This is a genomic window from Microvirga terricola, assembly GCF_011777495.1.
In the GTDB taxonomy this organism is placed as follows: domain Bacteria; phylum Pseudomonadota; class Alphaproteobacteria; order Rhizobiales; family Beijerinckiaceae; genus Microvirga; species Microvirga terricola.
Map to the genome: position 1 here is coordinate 76,710 of NZ_JAATJS010000001.1, position 13,695 is coordinate 90,404.

The 13,695-nt window shown below is 60.2% G+C and carries 12 protein-coding genes; 8 read left to right on the top strand and 4 right to left on the bottom strand.

Annotated elements, in window-relative coordinates:
- The first annotated feature begins 7 nt into the window (after positions 1-7).
- The 4 genes from HB375_RS00375 to HB375_RS00390 all read left to right on the top strand — a co-directional run bounded on the left by HB375_RS00375 (position 8) and on the right by HB375_RS00390 (position 5,144).
- A complete protein-coding gene (locus tag HB375_RS00375; RefSeq protein WP_167670884.1) occupies positions 8-1,585 on the top strand; it encodes an ABC transporter permease subunit in 1,578 nt (525 codons plus the stop codon).
- Complete coding sequence (locus HB375_RS00380; protein WP_167670886.1) at positions 1,569-2,270, top strand: thiamine ABC transporter ATP-binding protein; 702 nt, start codon at positions 1,569-1,571, stop codon at positions 2,268-2,270. The genes HB375_RS00375 and HB375_RS00380 overlap by 17 nt, the downstream gene beginning before the upstream one ends.
- A gap of 150 nt (positions 2,271-2,420) precedes the next feature.
- Positions 2,421-4,712, top strand: coding sequence for a putative bifunctional diguanylate cyclase/phosphodiesterase (locus HB375_RS00385; protein WP_167670888.1), 2,292 nt, complete (start codon positions 2,421-2,423; stop codon positions 4,710-4,712).
- Positions 4,713-4,850: 138 nt separating this feature from the next.
- Entirely contained in the window at positions 4,851-5,144 is a 294-nt protein-coding gene (locus HB375_RS00390) for a DUF2218 domain-containing protein (RefSeq protein ID WP_167670890.1), read from the top strand.
- Between the two features lie 36 nt (positions 5,145-5,180).
- Here the strand turns inward: HB375_RS00390 and HB375_RS00395 are convergent, their stop codons facing one another.
- The 4 genes from HB375_RS00395 to HB375_RS00410 all read right to left on the bottom strand — a co-directional run bounded on the left by HB375_RS00395 (position 5,181) and on the right by HB375_RS00410 (position 9,470).
- Positions 5,181-6,269 carry an ABC transporter ATP-binding protein gene (locus tag HB375_RS00395; RefSeq protein WP_167670892.1) on the bottom strand — a complete coding sequence of 363 codons (1,089 nt, stop codon included), beginning with the start codon at positions 6,267-6,269 and terminating at the stop codon, positions 5,181-5,183.
- 33 nt (positions 6,270-6,302) lie between these two features.
- Positions 6,303-7,136 (bottom strand): carbohydrate ABC transporter permease, encoded by an 834-nt coding sequence (locus HB375_RS00400; protein WP_167670894.1) that lies wholly within the window; start codon positions 7,134-7,136, stop codon positions 6,303-6,305.
- A gap of 9 nt (positions 7,137-7,145) precedes the next feature.
- Positions 7,146-8,108: a carbohydrate ABC transporter permease gene (locus HB375_RS00405; RefSeq protein ID WP_167670896.1), complete on the bottom strand. Its 963-nt coding sequence runs from the start codon at positions 8,106-8,108 to the stop codon at positions 7,146-7,148.
- 72 nt (positions 8,109-8,180) lie between these two features.
- Positions 8,181-9,470, bottom strand: a complete 1,290-nt coding sequence (locus HB375_RS00410; RefSeq protein WP_167670898.1) for an ABC transporter substrate-binding protein — start codon at positions 9,468-9,470, stop codon at positions 8,181-8,183.
- A gap of 382 nt (positions 9,471-9,852) precedes the next feature.
- Here HB375_RS00410 and HB375_RS00415 point away from each other — a divergent pair, with 382 nt between their 5' ends.
- Genes HB375_RS00415 through nagA form a run of 4 tightly spaced genes read left to right on the top strand, consistent with a single transcriptional unit; the run spans position 9,853 to position 13,692 of the window.
- Positions 9,853-10,728, top strand: coding sequence for a glucosamine kinase nucleotide-binding domain-containing protein (locus HB375_RS00415; protein ID WP_167670900.1), 876 nt, complete (start codon positions 9,853-9,855; stop codon positions 10,726-10,728).
- Complete coding sequence (locus HB375_RS00420; protein WP_167670904.1) at positions 10,729-11,514, top strand: GntR family transcriptional regulator; 786 nt, start codon at positions 10,729-10,731, stop codon at positions 11,512-11,514.
- Positions 11,507-12,559: an SIS domain-containing protein gene (locus tag HB375_RS00425; RefSeq protein ID WP_167670907.1), complete on the top strand. Its 1,053-nt coding sequence runs from the start codon at positions 11,507-11,509 to the stop codon at positions 12,557-12,559. The genes HB375_RS00420 and HB375_RS00425 overlap by 8 nt, the downstream gene beginning before the upstream one ends.
- Complete coding sequence (gene nagA, locus HB375_RS00430; RefSeq protein ID WP_167670910.1) at positions 12,559-13,692, top strand: N-acetylglucosamine-6-phosphate deacetylase; 1,134 nt, start codon at positions 12,559-12,561, stop codon at positions 13,690-13,692. Before HB375_RS00425 ends, nagA begins: the two co-directional genes overlap by 1 nt.
- The last annotated feature ends 3 nt before the right edge of the window (positions 13,693-13,695 follow it).

Below are 13,695 nucleotides of genomic sequence, written 5' to 3' on the forward strand. Positions count from 1 at the left end.
GAATGGCATGCGCTATAAGCCGCCGCATCCGGGAAGCCTCGTTGCGCTCGGCATCGTAGCGCTTGTCGCGGGCAGCTTCATCGCTCTCGTGCAATTCGATGGAGGGAGGCCGACGCTTCTCTCCATCGGTCCTTATCTGACACAGATTCTCGCATTCTCCGTTATCCAAACCGCGCTTTCGTCGCTTCTGTCCCTCGTGCTCGGCATCGGCCTTGCACTCGCCCTCGCGCGGCGCCGTTTTCCCGGACGCGGGATGGTGCTGGCCGCTTTGAATACGACCATGGTCATGCCAACCATCGTCGCGGTCTTCGCCGTGTTCGCCGTCTATGGCCGCAGCGGGTGGCTGATCTCAGCGCTCGACGCGACCGGTTGGAAAGGCAGTTTCAGCATTTTCGGCTATCCGGGCATTCTCATCGCACACGTCTTTCTGAACGCTCCTTTCGTGGCGCGGATCATCCTCGATGCGTTGAACCTCGTGCCCGCCGAGCAGTGGCGCCTTGCGACCGCATTTGGCTTTACGCCTAGCCAAACGTTCCGCCATCTCGATTGGCCCGCCATCCGCAGCGAACTGCCGGGCCTTGCCGGGCTGATCTTTCTTCTATGCTTCAAGAGCTTCGCAATCGTGCTCGCGCTTGGCGGCGGACCGAGCCGCGCGACGCTCGAGGTCGCGATCTATGAGGCGCTCAAAGTCGATCTCGATTTCGGTCGCGCCGCTTGGCTCGCCTTGATTCAACTCGCCATCTGCTTGTCAATGGCAGCGGGCCTCAACTGGGCTTTCAAACGCCCTCCCGCCGATCATACGAACCGCCCGCCGATCCGCCGCCCGGATTCATCAAGCCGACGGCTCAAGATTGTGGATGCGGTCGTCCTCGCAGTCGGAACGCTCTTTATCGCTCCTCTCGCTGTCAGCGTTCTGACGGGCCTGCGTTTCATCCCGCGCATTCTCGATATGGATTTGTTTCAAGCGGCGGCAACAAGCTTTTTGATCGCGGCGGCAGCGGCAACGATTGCCTGTGCTCTGGCTCTCGCGCTTGGCGGCGCCGTGCGTCGTCAGCGGCAGGTGCTGCGCTCACCGCGCACCGCAGCGTTCTATGATTTTCTGCCGAATATCCTTCTCGCCGTTCCGCCATTCGCGTTGACCGCTGGGCTCTTTCTCATGGTTCGCCGGTTCGTCGAACCGGCGACGGCTGGCCTTGCTCTCCTGCCCCTGATCAATGGGCTTGCCGCACTGCCGTTCGCCTATCGCTATCTTGCGCCCCGTCTCATGACGGCGGAGGAGCGATACGGCCGCGTTGCCGCCTCTCTCGGCGTGACGGGCGTTATGAAGTTGAAGATCATGGACTGGCCTTTGCTCAAGCGGCCCTTCGGAGCCGCCTTCGCGTTGGCGATGGCGCTGTCATTCGGAGATTTCGGCATCATCGCGCTCTTCGGTGGACCTGAACTGCGCACCTTGCCGTATCTTCTGTACGAATATCTCGGGTCCTATCGCCTCGACGACGCCGGAGCCGTTGGCCTCTTCGTCGTCTTCTTCGCCTTCCTGCTCGCTCATACCTCAGACAGATTTTCCCATGCTGGTGATCGATAAATGCCGTCTGACTTGGCCCGACTTCAGGGCCGAGTATTCGCTGACCGTCGAAGCCGGCACGCTGTGCGCGGTCATCGGCCCCTCAGGCGGCGGAAAGACCACGTTGCTGCACATGATCGCGGGATTCGAGAAACCTGAGAGCGGCGCTCTTTCCTTCGCTGGTCAGAACCTCCTTCGCCTTGAACCCGCCGAGCGACCCGTCGCCATCGTCTTTCAGGATCACAATCTCTTTCCCCACCTGACGGCGGCTCAAAATGTCGCGCTGGGAATTCGTCCCTCACTCCGCCTGAGGGACGTCGAAGAAAGGCTGGTAGTCGATATGCTCGAAGCCGTGGGGTTGAAGGGCTTCGGAAGTCGCAAGCCGGGCGAGATGTCCGGAGGCCAGCGCCAACGGGTCGCCCTCGCGCGCGCCCTCATCTCGAAACGGCCGCTTATCCTTCTCGACGAACCCTTCAGCAGCCTTGATCCAGGATTGCGTCGGTCGATGATTCAACTGGTTGATGAGTTGCGCCGCAAGCGACCGGTCACCATCGTGATGACCATTCACACGCCGGAGGATGTCGCTGGTCTGGCCGAACAAATGACCTTTGTCGCGGATGGTAAGGTTCTCGCCTCGGGCGTTCCCGCCGATATTTTGAACGGCCCGCTCGCCTCCCGGATCGCGGATTCCATATCCGAAACCTGATATTGCCCGCCGCGCGAGACTATGCCGCCTTGCCCGCGGTCATCATTTATATTTCTTGGGCTCGGGCCAGTTCTCAAGTAAGGTCTGGCCTTCTCGCGCAAAAGCCGCCATTAACGACACATTGAAACATTTCATGACACCGTCCGGGCAATGCCCCATCGAACCCTCACACCTTTCGGCGGCGAGTTTCTAGCGCCAGAGCGCGAAGCCGCATTTCAAACCGAGCGCCTGCCGGAGACCCTTCGGCACGTCCAGCTTTTGTTTCTGCTCTCGGCGGTTCTGAATAGCCTGTTCTTTCTCAGCGACTGGCGCTTCTACGGGCAGCCCCATTTCTATGCGGCCATCCCCGCCCGCGTCGTCGTCGTAGCGATTGCTCTCATCTGTCTTTGGACCGTCCGTCGCTCCAGGAGCTTCGCGCAAGCTGAGAAATCGATGATAGCCTGGGAATGGGTCAACAGCGCCGCCGTCGCGGTGCTTGTGAGTTCCCACAGCGATCTGGCGCTTTTCGTCGTCCTGATGCTGCCCTCGATTTACTACCTCGCTTTGCCGACATCCTTTCGCTGGTCGATCATTTCAGGCATCGCCTGCAGCGCCATGATGTTCGGCGGCTACATGCTTCCGGAACCTGCCAGTGACACCACGACCGGGCTTTTCCTCGCCATCGTCATGCTGAATCTCGCCCTCTTTCTTGTCGTTTCCCGTTCGAACCGGCTTCAGCGTCTGGAGTGGATGGCGACTCAGGCAGAGCGACGCACTAAGGAGGAACTCATCGAGAGCCGGACGATGTTCGAGACCATGTTCAAGACGGTCCCGATCCCGCTTCTCGTCGTCCGCATGGATGGAAGCCTCGTCGCAACGAATGATGCTGCGGTTCGCTACATGGGCGCGACCGCAGATGCCCTGGGCATCAAAACGATCGATGAGCTTTATGTTGAGCCGAATGATCGCAACGCCTTTCTCGACGCTCTTCGCAAGGATGGGCAGGTCAGCAATTTTGAAACGCGCGTGCGTTTGGCCGACCGCTCCATCCATACCGTTCTTCTGGCTGGCGCGACCATCGACATCGGCGGCGAGCCGCATATCATGACGGGTGTCATCGATATTACGGAGCGCAAATCAACAGAGGAGCGCGTCTGGCGCGCCGCAAGTCACGATCCGTTAACGGGATTGCCGAACAGGGCCTTCTTTCAAAGCCGGCTGGAACAATCTCTTGCACAGGCGGAGCGAAACGGCACGCGCATCAATCTCTTCCTCATCGACCTCGACAATCTCAAATCCGTCAACGACACGCTCGGCCACGACGCGGGCGACATCCTGATCAAGAAGACAGCGAGCCGCCTCCATCGCATGATGCGGGAGAACGATACTGTCGCGCGGTTGGCCGGTGATGAGTTCGCCATCATCGTCGTGGATCCCTTCCCCCTTGAGGACCCGCAAACCCTCGCCGAACAGATCCTTGCCGATTTGCGGCGCCCCTTCGCTTATCGGGATGGACACCTTGCGAGCCAGGCAAGCATCGGCATCGCCAGCTACCCTCACCATGACAGGGCGCCATCCGAGTTGATGAGAGACGCCGATCTCGCGCTTTATGCGGCCAAGGCCATGGGGCGCAACCGCACCGTCGTCTATTCCCCCGACATGCGAGAGAAGGTCGAGCAAAGGGCCTCCATCACACGCGACATCCGGGAAGCTTTGCGGCAGGGACAGATCGTTCCCTTCTACCAGCCGAAGATCGACTTGCAGACAGGAAAGGTTGTCGGCTTCGAGGCACTGGCCCGTTGGCATCATCTCGATCAGGGCCTACTGACGCCAGCCGCTTTTCAGACGGCATTTGAAGAGCCTGAATTGTCGATTGCCGTCGGCGAGCAGATTCTCAAGCAGGTCGCGGCGGATATCAGAAAATGGCTGGACGAGGGTATCGATTGCGGCACGATCGCCGTCAATCTCTCCCCGGCGCAGTTCAACTGGATCGGCCTGGCGAAGCGGTTTCTGGAGATCATCCAGGCGGCCGGCGTGCCGCCGGAGCGGCTCGCAGTCGAAATCACCGAAACGGTCTTTCTCGGCAGCACCGCATCCCACGTCGTGACTGCACTCAAGGAGTTTCACGACAACGGCATCCGCATCGCCCTCGACGATTTCGGCACGGGCTATGCGTCGCTCGTTCACCTGAAGCAATTCCCTATCGACGACATCAAGATCGATCAGAGTTTCGTGAAAGACGTCGAGAGCGATGCGGACAGCGCGGCCATTGTGCTCGCCGTGATCGAACTGGGCACGAGCCTTGGCATGGAGGTGATCGCCGAGGGCGTCGAAACGATTGGCCAGGTCGATTTCCTGCGCCGCGGGGGCTGTACCCAGGCGCAGGGCAACTTCTACGCCGCGCCGATGTCGTCGTGCCAGGTCGCCCATTTTCTCAATCGCCGAGAAGCTGAATGCGCCTAAGCGCCAACGATATAACAAACAAAAACCATTTTATTTCAATGTCTTAGCAGCATTTTCAGTTGAATGCGTCCTCGCGGACGGGCATGCTGGGCCTGGGAGAATCGAAAAGTCCCACAAATCCGCCGACGGACGAGGACCATGGCCCCTCTCAGAGCAGAAGCGAACATCGATACGATCGCGCCTGACCGATATCTCGTTCAGCTCTGCAAGCGCTTTGCCCCCAACGACCCCGCCACCTACTCGAACCACCAAGGACGTGCCGAGTTCGAATTCGGCAATTGCACTTTGCTCGCGGCCGGTCGCTCGCTGACCCTTGTTGCCGAAGCTGAGGATGAAGCCTCCCTGGCGCAAGTTCAACGCCTCGTCAGTACCTATCTGGAACAATCCATGTGGCGGGAACGGCCTACGATCACCTGGATCCGACGTGGCTGAGCGTTTCGCACCACATAACGCCAGCCCTTACAGCCCTCACTTTCCAAACTGCACCGATTGTCCCGCCGCATTGAAAACATGCAGAGCGCGGCCTGGAAGATGCGCGGTGTAGCGTCCACCGGGAGCAGCCTCCACATCCCCCGGCGAACGCACAATCACATCGTCCCCGCTGGCAAGTTTCATATAGACGTAGCTTGCCTCTCCTAACCTCTCCACAGCATCAATGCGCCCTTCGAGGGCAATGGTATTGGCGCCTGCATCCGCCATATGCTCGGGACGAACCCCGATGGTCACCTCATCGCCGGCCCTGAGCGTTCCGGGAACAACGTCCACGCTTGTCTCCGCACCTGTAAAAGCGAGCGTTACACTGCCGCCAGAAACTGAACGGACCTGCCCCTTGATGAGGTTCATACGCGGTGAGCCGATAAAGCCCGCGACGAACAAATTGCGCGGATTGTGATAGAGCTCAAGCGGCGCGCCGACCTGCTCGATCCGACCCTGGTTCATCACGACGATCTTCGACGCAAGGGTCATGGCTTCGACCTGATCATGTGTGACGTAAATCATGGTCGCGCCCAACTCCCGATGGAGCTTGGCAATCTCCAGCCGTGTGTTCACGCGCAAAGCCGCATCGAGATTTGAAAGCGGCTCGTCAAAGAGGAAGACGCTTGGTTCGCGCACAATGGCGCGACCAATAGCGACACGCTGGCGCTGACCGCCTGACAATTCGCGCGGCTTGCGGTCCAGCAACGCGGAGAGCTTCAGGATCTCTGCCGCCCGTCGCACACGACGATCGACATCCGCTTTGTTGGTCTTCGCGAATTTGAGACCAAAAGCCATATTCTTGTAAACGGACATGTGCGGATAGAGCGCATAGGACTGAAACACCATCGCGATCTTGCGCTCGGCCGGCGGCATTTCGTTGACCCGCTTACCGCCAATGCGCAACTCACCCGCGCTGGCATTCTCGAGTCCCGCAATGGTGCGCAAGAGCGTTGACTTGCCGCAGCCCGAAGGGCCGACGAACACGACGAATTCGCCGTCGTCGATAGTCAGGTCAATGTCGCGCAGGATTTCGGTCACGCCGTAGGACTTCGCGATGCCGTGGAGGGAAACGTCAGCCATCGGTTTTCCAATCCGTGAAATGAGCCTTGCGCGTTACTTGACAGCCCCTGCGGTCAATCCGCGGACCAGGTAACGCGAGAAGAGGAGATAGAGAACGAGGATCGGCGCGATCGCCAGCGTCAACGAGGCGAGAACGGCATTCCAGTCGGTGACGTATTGGCCGATGAACTGCTGCACGCCCAGCGTCACCGTCTGCTTGCCGTCGCCGGGGGCCAGAATCAGCGGGAACCACAAGTCGTTCCAAATCGGCACCATGGTGAACACCGCGACCGTTGCGATGGCGGGCGTGATCAGCGGCAGGATGATGCTAGCGAAAATCCGATACTCACTCACACCGTCGCATCGCGCAGCGTCCCGCAGATCCCTCGGAATCTGCTGAATGAATTCACCCAGGATCAGAATGGCGAGCGGCAACCCTTGCGCCACATAAACCAGAACAAGTGCCGTGAGCGTGTTAACGAGGTTCAGCTCCACCATCATCCGAAGGATGCTGACACTGCCTAACCGGATCGGCACCATGATGCCGATGGCCATGTAGAGCGCGATGATCGTGTTGCCGCGAAAACGATATTCTGTCAGCGCCCAAGCCGCCATGGCTCCGATCAGAATGATGAGGCCCAGCGACACCACCGTTACGGTCAAGCTATTCACGAAATAGAGCCCGAAATCGGATTTCGTGAAAACCTGATCGAAGCCGATGGTTGTGAAAGTGCGCGCGTCCGGAAACCCGAGCGGATCGGAAAAAATCGCCCGGCGCGTCTTGAACGCGTTGATGAGGATGAGCGCAATCGGTCCGATGGCGAGAATCGTATAAAGAACCAACGCAATGTGGACGGCAATGCGGCCCGGCCTGATGTTTGGTCTCATGACACGCCCTCAGAAGGTATGTCGTTGCAGCCGCCGCTGCACGCCGAAGAGATAGATCAAGACGCCAAGCAGAATGATAATCAACATGGCGGTGGCCACAGTCGCACCCATGGTCGGGCTGCCGACTTGAAGCTGGTAACCGAAGAAGGTGCGATAGAAGAACGTGCCGAGAATGTCGGTCGAGAAGTTCGGCCCTGCAAGAGCGCCTTTGATAGCATAGATCAAATCGAAGGCGTTAAAATTCGCGACGAAGGTGAGAATGGACACGACGCCGAGCGTCGGCAGGATCAGCGGCAAACGCACGAACCAGAACACGCTGAACGGTCCCGCACCATCAACGATCGCTGCATCGAGCAGGTCATCCGGGATGTTCAGGAGAGCGGCGTAAATCAGCATCATCGGAATGCCGACGAACTGCCACACGGAGATCAGGGATATGGTGATGAGCGCAGTCGTTTCCTGTCCTAACCAGGGCCCGAAGAAGCTGCCGAGACCGACTGCGCTCAAAATCTTCTCAGCGATGCCCCAGAGGGGATTGAGCATGAGTTGCCAGATGAACCCGATGATCACAACCGACAACATGGTCGGCAAGAAAAGCAGGGTGCGGTAGACGCTGCCTCCGGTCAGGCGCGGTAGGCTCAGGAGCATAGCCAAACCTAACCCAATGGCGTTTTGCACGACCATGTGAACGGCGAAGAACACCAGATTGTTACGCAGCGCATTCCAGAAATGCCCGGACCACGCCGGATCGGTGAGAAGCGTGTAAAAATTGGCAAGCCCCGCGAAGTGGCGCGCGCCCGACTCATCGCCCGTATAGAAGCTCAGGCGGATGGTATCGATCAGCGGATAGATCGAGAAAAGCGTATAGATCGCGAGCGCCGGGGCGAGGAAAACTGCAACATGGACGGGAAAGCGCGAGCGAACGGAAACGCTTTCCGCCGGCTGGACGCCCGAGGCCGTAATATCCGACATGAAAGCTCTGGCTCGAAGAAGAACAAGGATCGCGGGCCGCCTTTGCGGCGGCCCGCGTCATCATTTGAGCGATTATTTCTTGTGCGGCTCGTACCAGCCGGCGAGCCCATCCTCGGCCTTCTTCGCGGCCTCCTCCGGCTTCATGGTGCCGTTGAGAACCTGCGCACTTACGTTCCAAAGCTCGTTCTCGAGGTTCGGCGTGCCACGCGAGAGGATCTGATAGGAATTGCGGATCGAGCTATCGCAGGTGGAGCGCCAACCGACAAACTTGGCCGCGACCGGATCCTTCACCGTGACCTTCTCCTTCGAGAGCGGGAAGAAACCAGGCAGCGCATTCGCGTAGATGTCCGCGAATTCCGAGGTCGCAATCCAAGACAGGAAGGTCTTGGCAGCCTCCACATTCTTCGACTTAGCGTTGATGCCGAGCGCGATGTCGGTGTGATCGCTGATGTAGCACTTGCCTTGGCCATCCGGCACCGGCGGCGCAAACGCATCGAACTCGAAATCAGCCTGCTTACGGAAGATCGGCACGTCCCAGGAACCGGCGGGGTAGATCGCCGCGCGGCCAAGTGCGAAGAGATTCTGCGTATCCGGATACTTCTGCGACTGATAGCCCTTGCCCATATACGGGGCCCATTTCGCGAGTTCCGAGAAAGTCTGGATATAGGCCGGATCGGTGAACTTCTGCTTGCCCTCGATCAGCGCCTTGCGACCTTCTTCGCCCTTCCAGTAATTTACGCCGATGTTCTGGAAGCCCATGGTCGCAGCTTCCCACTGATCGGCGGTACCCATGGCTAGGGGTGTATACTTGCCGTGCGCCTTGATCTTGTCGAGAACCGCGTAGAACTCTGACATGGTCTTCGGCGGCGCCAACTTAAGCTCGTCGAAGATCGGCTTATTGTAGATGAAGCCGTGAATCACCGAGGCCATCGGCATGCAGAAGGTCGTCTTGCCGTCGTCTGTGGACCAGGCGCTCTTCGCGACATCCGAAAAGTTCTCGATGCCCTTCACCTCGTTGACGGAGATCAACTGCCCCTTCTTAAACAGGTCGAGCGAGGCATCGAACGGCCGACAGGTGATGAGATCGCCAGCAGTCCCGCCGGTCAGACGCGCATTGAGCGCAGCGTTATATTCGGTCGGCGGGTCGGCCTTGAACTGGACCTTGATATTCGGGAATTTTTTGTTGAAGGCCGGGATGATCTGGCTGTTCCAGACGTCCGCGTCGTCATTGCGCCAGCTCTCGATGGTGAGTGTCTGGGCGCTGGCCGCATTCGCACAGGCCAAGGCGGCGACGGCAACCGAGGCGGTCGCAAGCATCTGCCCAGCCCGGCGCACGAGTGTTTTCGCGTGGAGAGGCCTCATAGTCGGTATTCCTCCGGTCGGAGCGCCCTTCAGGCGCGGCGTTGACTACCCCTGGACTTGTCCCTCTGCGCGGTTTCCGCGTTCTTGTGGTTTCGGTGGACTTATTCAAAGTGTTCCACTTGAAACGACGACGGGCAAGTGACCTTATAGTGGTATCGCCGCCCCGGAGAGGCGGCAAGCGCTATGATGATTTGTTGCATAGTACCATTGTCCAATGCCTGGCATCTACTCGCTGTACTTGAATGCTCTAGTTAACGGTCGTTTTCTGGCTGAACCCACCGTTTCAACATCGCGCCCCTTTCCCAACTGGATATTAAGTGGCATGGTGACCACTTAGAGATGGCATTCCTTCGTTGAACCCATTCCGCGGTCCAGTTTTGAGATGAGTGAGTCCTTGTTCCTCGGCATTGACGGCGGCGGCACCAAGTGCCGGGCCCGCCTGCGCGATGCCAATGGCACCCTGAGGGGAGAAGGAGCGGGCGGCCCGTCGAACATCCGGCTCGATCCGGACCTTGTCTGGCATTCGATTCTTACCGCCTGCCGGGAAGCTCTCGGCAAGGCAGGGCTCGGCGAGGCAGACCTCAATCGGACCCATGTGGGAATGGGCGCAGCCGGCGCCGGGCAAACGAGTGCGGTGGAACGCCTCCTTTCCCGTCCCCTTCCCTTTGCCTCCTTCGTCATCGACACCGACGCGCATACCGCATGGCTCGGGGCATTCGGCGGAGGCGACGGTGCCATCCTCATCGTCGGCACAGGCTCCTGTGGCTACGGTGTCGTTGGCGGAAAGCGCCACTATGTCGGCGGTTGGGGTTATGAGATCTCGGACGAAGGCAGTGGAGCCGCCATCGGTCGCGAAGCTTTGCGCCGCACCGTCTGGGCCTATGACGGGCGCATTCCTACGACACCACTTACCCAAACGCTTCTGGCCAAATTCGGCAACGATCCTGAATTGCTCATCGACTGGGTCGGCAAGGCACGCCCCAGTGACTATGCGCGCTACGCACCGACTGTGCTTGACCATGCAAAACGGCGCGATCCACTCGGCGTCGCGCTGATCACAGACGCAGCAACCGGCCTGGCGCAAATTGCGACGCGCTTGCTTGATCTCGGCGCGCCAACCCTGTGCCTCTTCGGGGGATTGGCCGAGCCGTTGCGGCCCTGGCTGCCGCCACCGCTGCAACAGGCCATCGTCCAACCGACGGCCGATGCGTTGGACGGCGCGATCCTTCTCGCACAGGCCAACGTCGCGGAGGCATGAATGACTGGACAGGCCTCTGAGACGCTTCCGCTGATCCCGCTCGATGAAGACAATCCGACGCCGCTCTATCTGCAGCTGCAGCAGTCCATCGAGGACGCAGTCAGGAGGGGCTCGATTAAACCGGAAGACGCACTGCCCGGCGAGCGCGATCTTGCGAAGCAACTGGGCATTTCGCGCGTCACTGTCCGCAAGGCGATCACAGGCCTCGTCAAAAAGGGCGTACTGGTGCAGCGCTGGGGATCTGGCACCTTCATTGCGCCCCAGATGCGGCTCGAACAGCCGCTCTCGCGTTTGTCGAGCTTCACCGACGACATGTCGGCGCGAGGTCTCCCCTCCTCGGCCGTCCTCTTGAGCCGCTCCACCGGCCCGGCTTCGCCGAACGAGCTGATGGCGCTCGGCCTGTCGCCGGGCGACATGGTGAGCCGCGTCAATCGGCTTCGGCTTGCCAACGGCATCCCGATGGCAATCGAACATGCCGTCGTGCCAAGCCGGTTTCTGCCCGATCCCTCTCTCGTGAGGCAATCGCTCTATGCGGTTCTGCACGAGCAGGGCTTCATGCCGAGCCGCGCATTGCAGCGGCTTCATGCAGTTCTTCTGAGCGAGGAGCAGGCCGCCCTTCTTCAAGTTCCGCCGGACAGCCCGGCTCTCTACATCGAGCGCCGCTCGTTCATCGGAACGGGCGAAGCGGTCGAATTCACCTCGTCCTATTACCGGGGCGATGCCTACGACTTCGTGGCTGAGCTGACCATCAGCCAACCTGATCGAACACAGAGTGATGATGTCTGAGAAAACGACTTCCGAATTCCCCGTCACGGCGATGCTGAGCGAAGCACGTGAAGCCCCGCAGGTCGTCGCGCGCCTTCTTGAGAGCAACGCCGCTCTCTGCCGGGATCTCGGCGCGCGCCTGCGCGCGTCGCCGCCACCCTTCGCCGTGACCTGCGCACGCGGCAGTTCGGACAATGCGGCAACCTTCGCCAAGTATCTTTTGGAGATTCACTCGGGCCTTGTCACCGCTTCGGTCGGCCCGTCTGTGACATCCGTCTATTCCGCGCGGCCGCGTATGCGCGATGCGCTCTTTCTCGCCGTCTCACAGTCGGGCCGTAGTCCGGACATTCTTCACCTCGCCAATGCGGGACGAGAGGACGGCGCGCTGACGGTGGCGCTCGTCAACGACACGACCTCGCCGCTCGCCTCCACCTGTGAAGTGGTGCTGCCGCTTCACGCGGGCCCTGAGAAGAGCGTCGCAGCGACAAAGTCCTTCATCGCGGCACTTGCCGCATCGTTGCAGCTCGTCGCGCATTGGTCGCAGGACAAGGCCCTATTGACCGCGCTTGATACCCTGCCCGAGGTCCTTGCGAAGGCTGCTGCGACCGACTGGTCGGCAGCGCTTTCCATGCTGTCCAAAGCCGATGATCTTTTTGTCGTCGGGCGGGGCGTCGGCTTCGCGATGGCGCAGGAAGCTGCGCTGAAGTTAAAAGAGACATCAGGCATCCACGCTGAGGCCATGAGCGCCGCCGAGTTGATGCACGGCCCCTGGACGCTTGCTGGCGATCACTTCCCGGTTCTCGTTCTCAGCCAGCGCGATGAGACGCTGAACGGCGTCAACGATCTCGTGACAAAGCTGAATGAACAGGACGTCCCCGTGGTCGTCGCAGGCGCAGCCGAAGGACCGGCGAAGGTCATGCTGCCCTCCGTCGAGAGGGTTCATCCTTACATCGCCCCCATCGCCCTGATTCAGAGCTTCTATCCGCTGGTGAACGCCATTGCCCAGGCACGTGGCCGCAACCCCGATGCGCCGCCGCGCCTGCGCAAGGTGACGGAGACCGTGTGATGCGTTTCGCCCTCACCGGAGCCCGCGTCTTCGACGGAACGCATATTCTCGAAGGGCGTGCCGTTGTCATCGACAATGGCCGCATTGTTGCCGTGCCGCACGAGAAAGATCTCGGCGCGGACATCACGCGACGCAAGATCGAAGGCCTGTTGGCGCCTGGCTTCATCGACGTTCAGGTCAATGGCGGTGGTGGGGTTTTCTTCAACGATGTGCGGACGGCAGATGGAATTAGGACCATCGCCGAGGCGCACCGAAAGTTCGGCACTATCGGCCTTCTGCCCACTTTTATCACGGATACGCGTGAGCGGATGGCAGAGGCGGTCGAGGCCATGCGTGCCGCGCTGGCCGCAGCCACTCCCGGCGTCCTCGGCATCCATGTCGAAGGTCCCTTCATCAACCCCGAACGCAAGGGCGTGCATGATCCGGCCTTCATGCGCCCGATGGAGGAAGAAGATCTCGCGATCCTCACCTCGCTCAAAGCGGGCCGCACGATTGTGACGCTCGCGCCGGAGCGCAACGCCATGGGCATGGTCGCGCGCCTTTCCGCCGCCGGCGTCCTCGTCTGCGCCGGGCATACGGCTGGTGATTATGCAACGATCACGGAAGCCTGCCGTCACGGCCTGCGCGGCTTCACGCATCTCTTCAACGCCATGCCGCCGATGGCCGGGCGGGAGCCTGGTCCGGTTGGCGCAGCGCTCGACAGCAGAGACACTTGGTGCGGGCTGATCGTCGATGGATATCATGTCAGCGATGCGGCACTTCGCATCGCCATTGCCGCAAAGGGCATGGACCATATGATGCTCGTCACCGACGCCATGTCCGTGACCGGCACAGACATGACGCAGTTCGACATCCATGGTCGAACGATTTATCGCAAGGACGGCAAGCTGACGACGGCGGATGGAACGCTGGCGGGCTCTGATCTCGACATGGCGAGCGCGGTGCGCAACAGCGTACAACGGCTCGGCCTTGCGCTTCCCGACGTGTTGCGCATGGCGTCTCTCGCTCCGGCCTCTTTCCTGCGGCTCGACCACGAACTCGGCCGCATTGTGCCCGGCTATCGCGCAAGCTTCGTCCTGCTCGATGACGCCTTGAACGTGCAGAAAACCTGGATTGACGGCGAAGGCGACTGATCA

Coding starts and splice junctions, on each gene's coding strand:
- HB375_RS00375 (WP_167670884.1), top strand. CDS start 8: ATGCGCTATAAGCCGCCGCATCCGGGAAGCCTCGTTGCGCTCGGCATC.
- HB375_RS00380 (WP_167670886.1), top strand. CDS start 1,569: ATGCTGGTGATCGATAAATGCCGTCTGACTTGGCCCGACTTCAGGGCC.
- HB375_RS00385 (WP_167670888.1), top strand. CDS start 2,421: ATGCCCCATCGAACCCTCACACCTTTCGGCGGCGAGTTTCTAGCGCCA.
- HB375_RS00390 (WP_167670890.1), top strand. CDS start 4,851: ATGGCCCCTCTCAGAGCAGAAGCGAACATCGATACGATCGCGCCTGAC.
- HB375_RS00395 (WP_167670892.1), bottom strand. CDS start 6,269: ATGGCTGACGTTTCCCTCCACGGCATCGCGAAGTCCTACGGCGTGACC.
- HB375_RS00400 (WP_167670894.1), bottom strand. CDS start 7,136: ATGAGACCAAACATCAGGCCGGGCCGCATTGCCGTCCACATTGCGTTG.
- HB375_RS00405 (WP_167670896.1), bottom strand. CDS start 8,108: ATGTCGGATATTACGGCCTCGGGCGTCCAGCCGGCGGAAAGCGTTTCC.
- HB375_RS00410 (WP_167670898.1), bottom strand. CDS start 9,470: ATGAGGCCTCTCCACGCGAAAACACTCGTGCGCCGGGCTGGGCAGATG.
- HB375_RS00415 (WP_167670900.1), top strand. CDS start 9,853: ATGAGTGAGTCCTTGTTCCTCGGCATTGACGGCGGCGGCACCAAGTGC.
- HB375_RS00420 (WP_167670904.1), top strand. CDS start 10,729: ATGACTGGACAGGCCTCTGAGACGCTTCCGCTGATCCCGCTCGATGAA.
- HB375_RS00425 (WP_167670907.1), top strand. CDS start 11,507: ATGTCTGAGAAAACGACTTCCGAATTCCCCGTCACGGCGATGCTGAGC.
- nagA (WP_167670910.1), top strand. CDS start 12,559: ATGCGTTTCGCCCTCACCGGAGCCCGCGTCTTCGACGGAACGCATATT.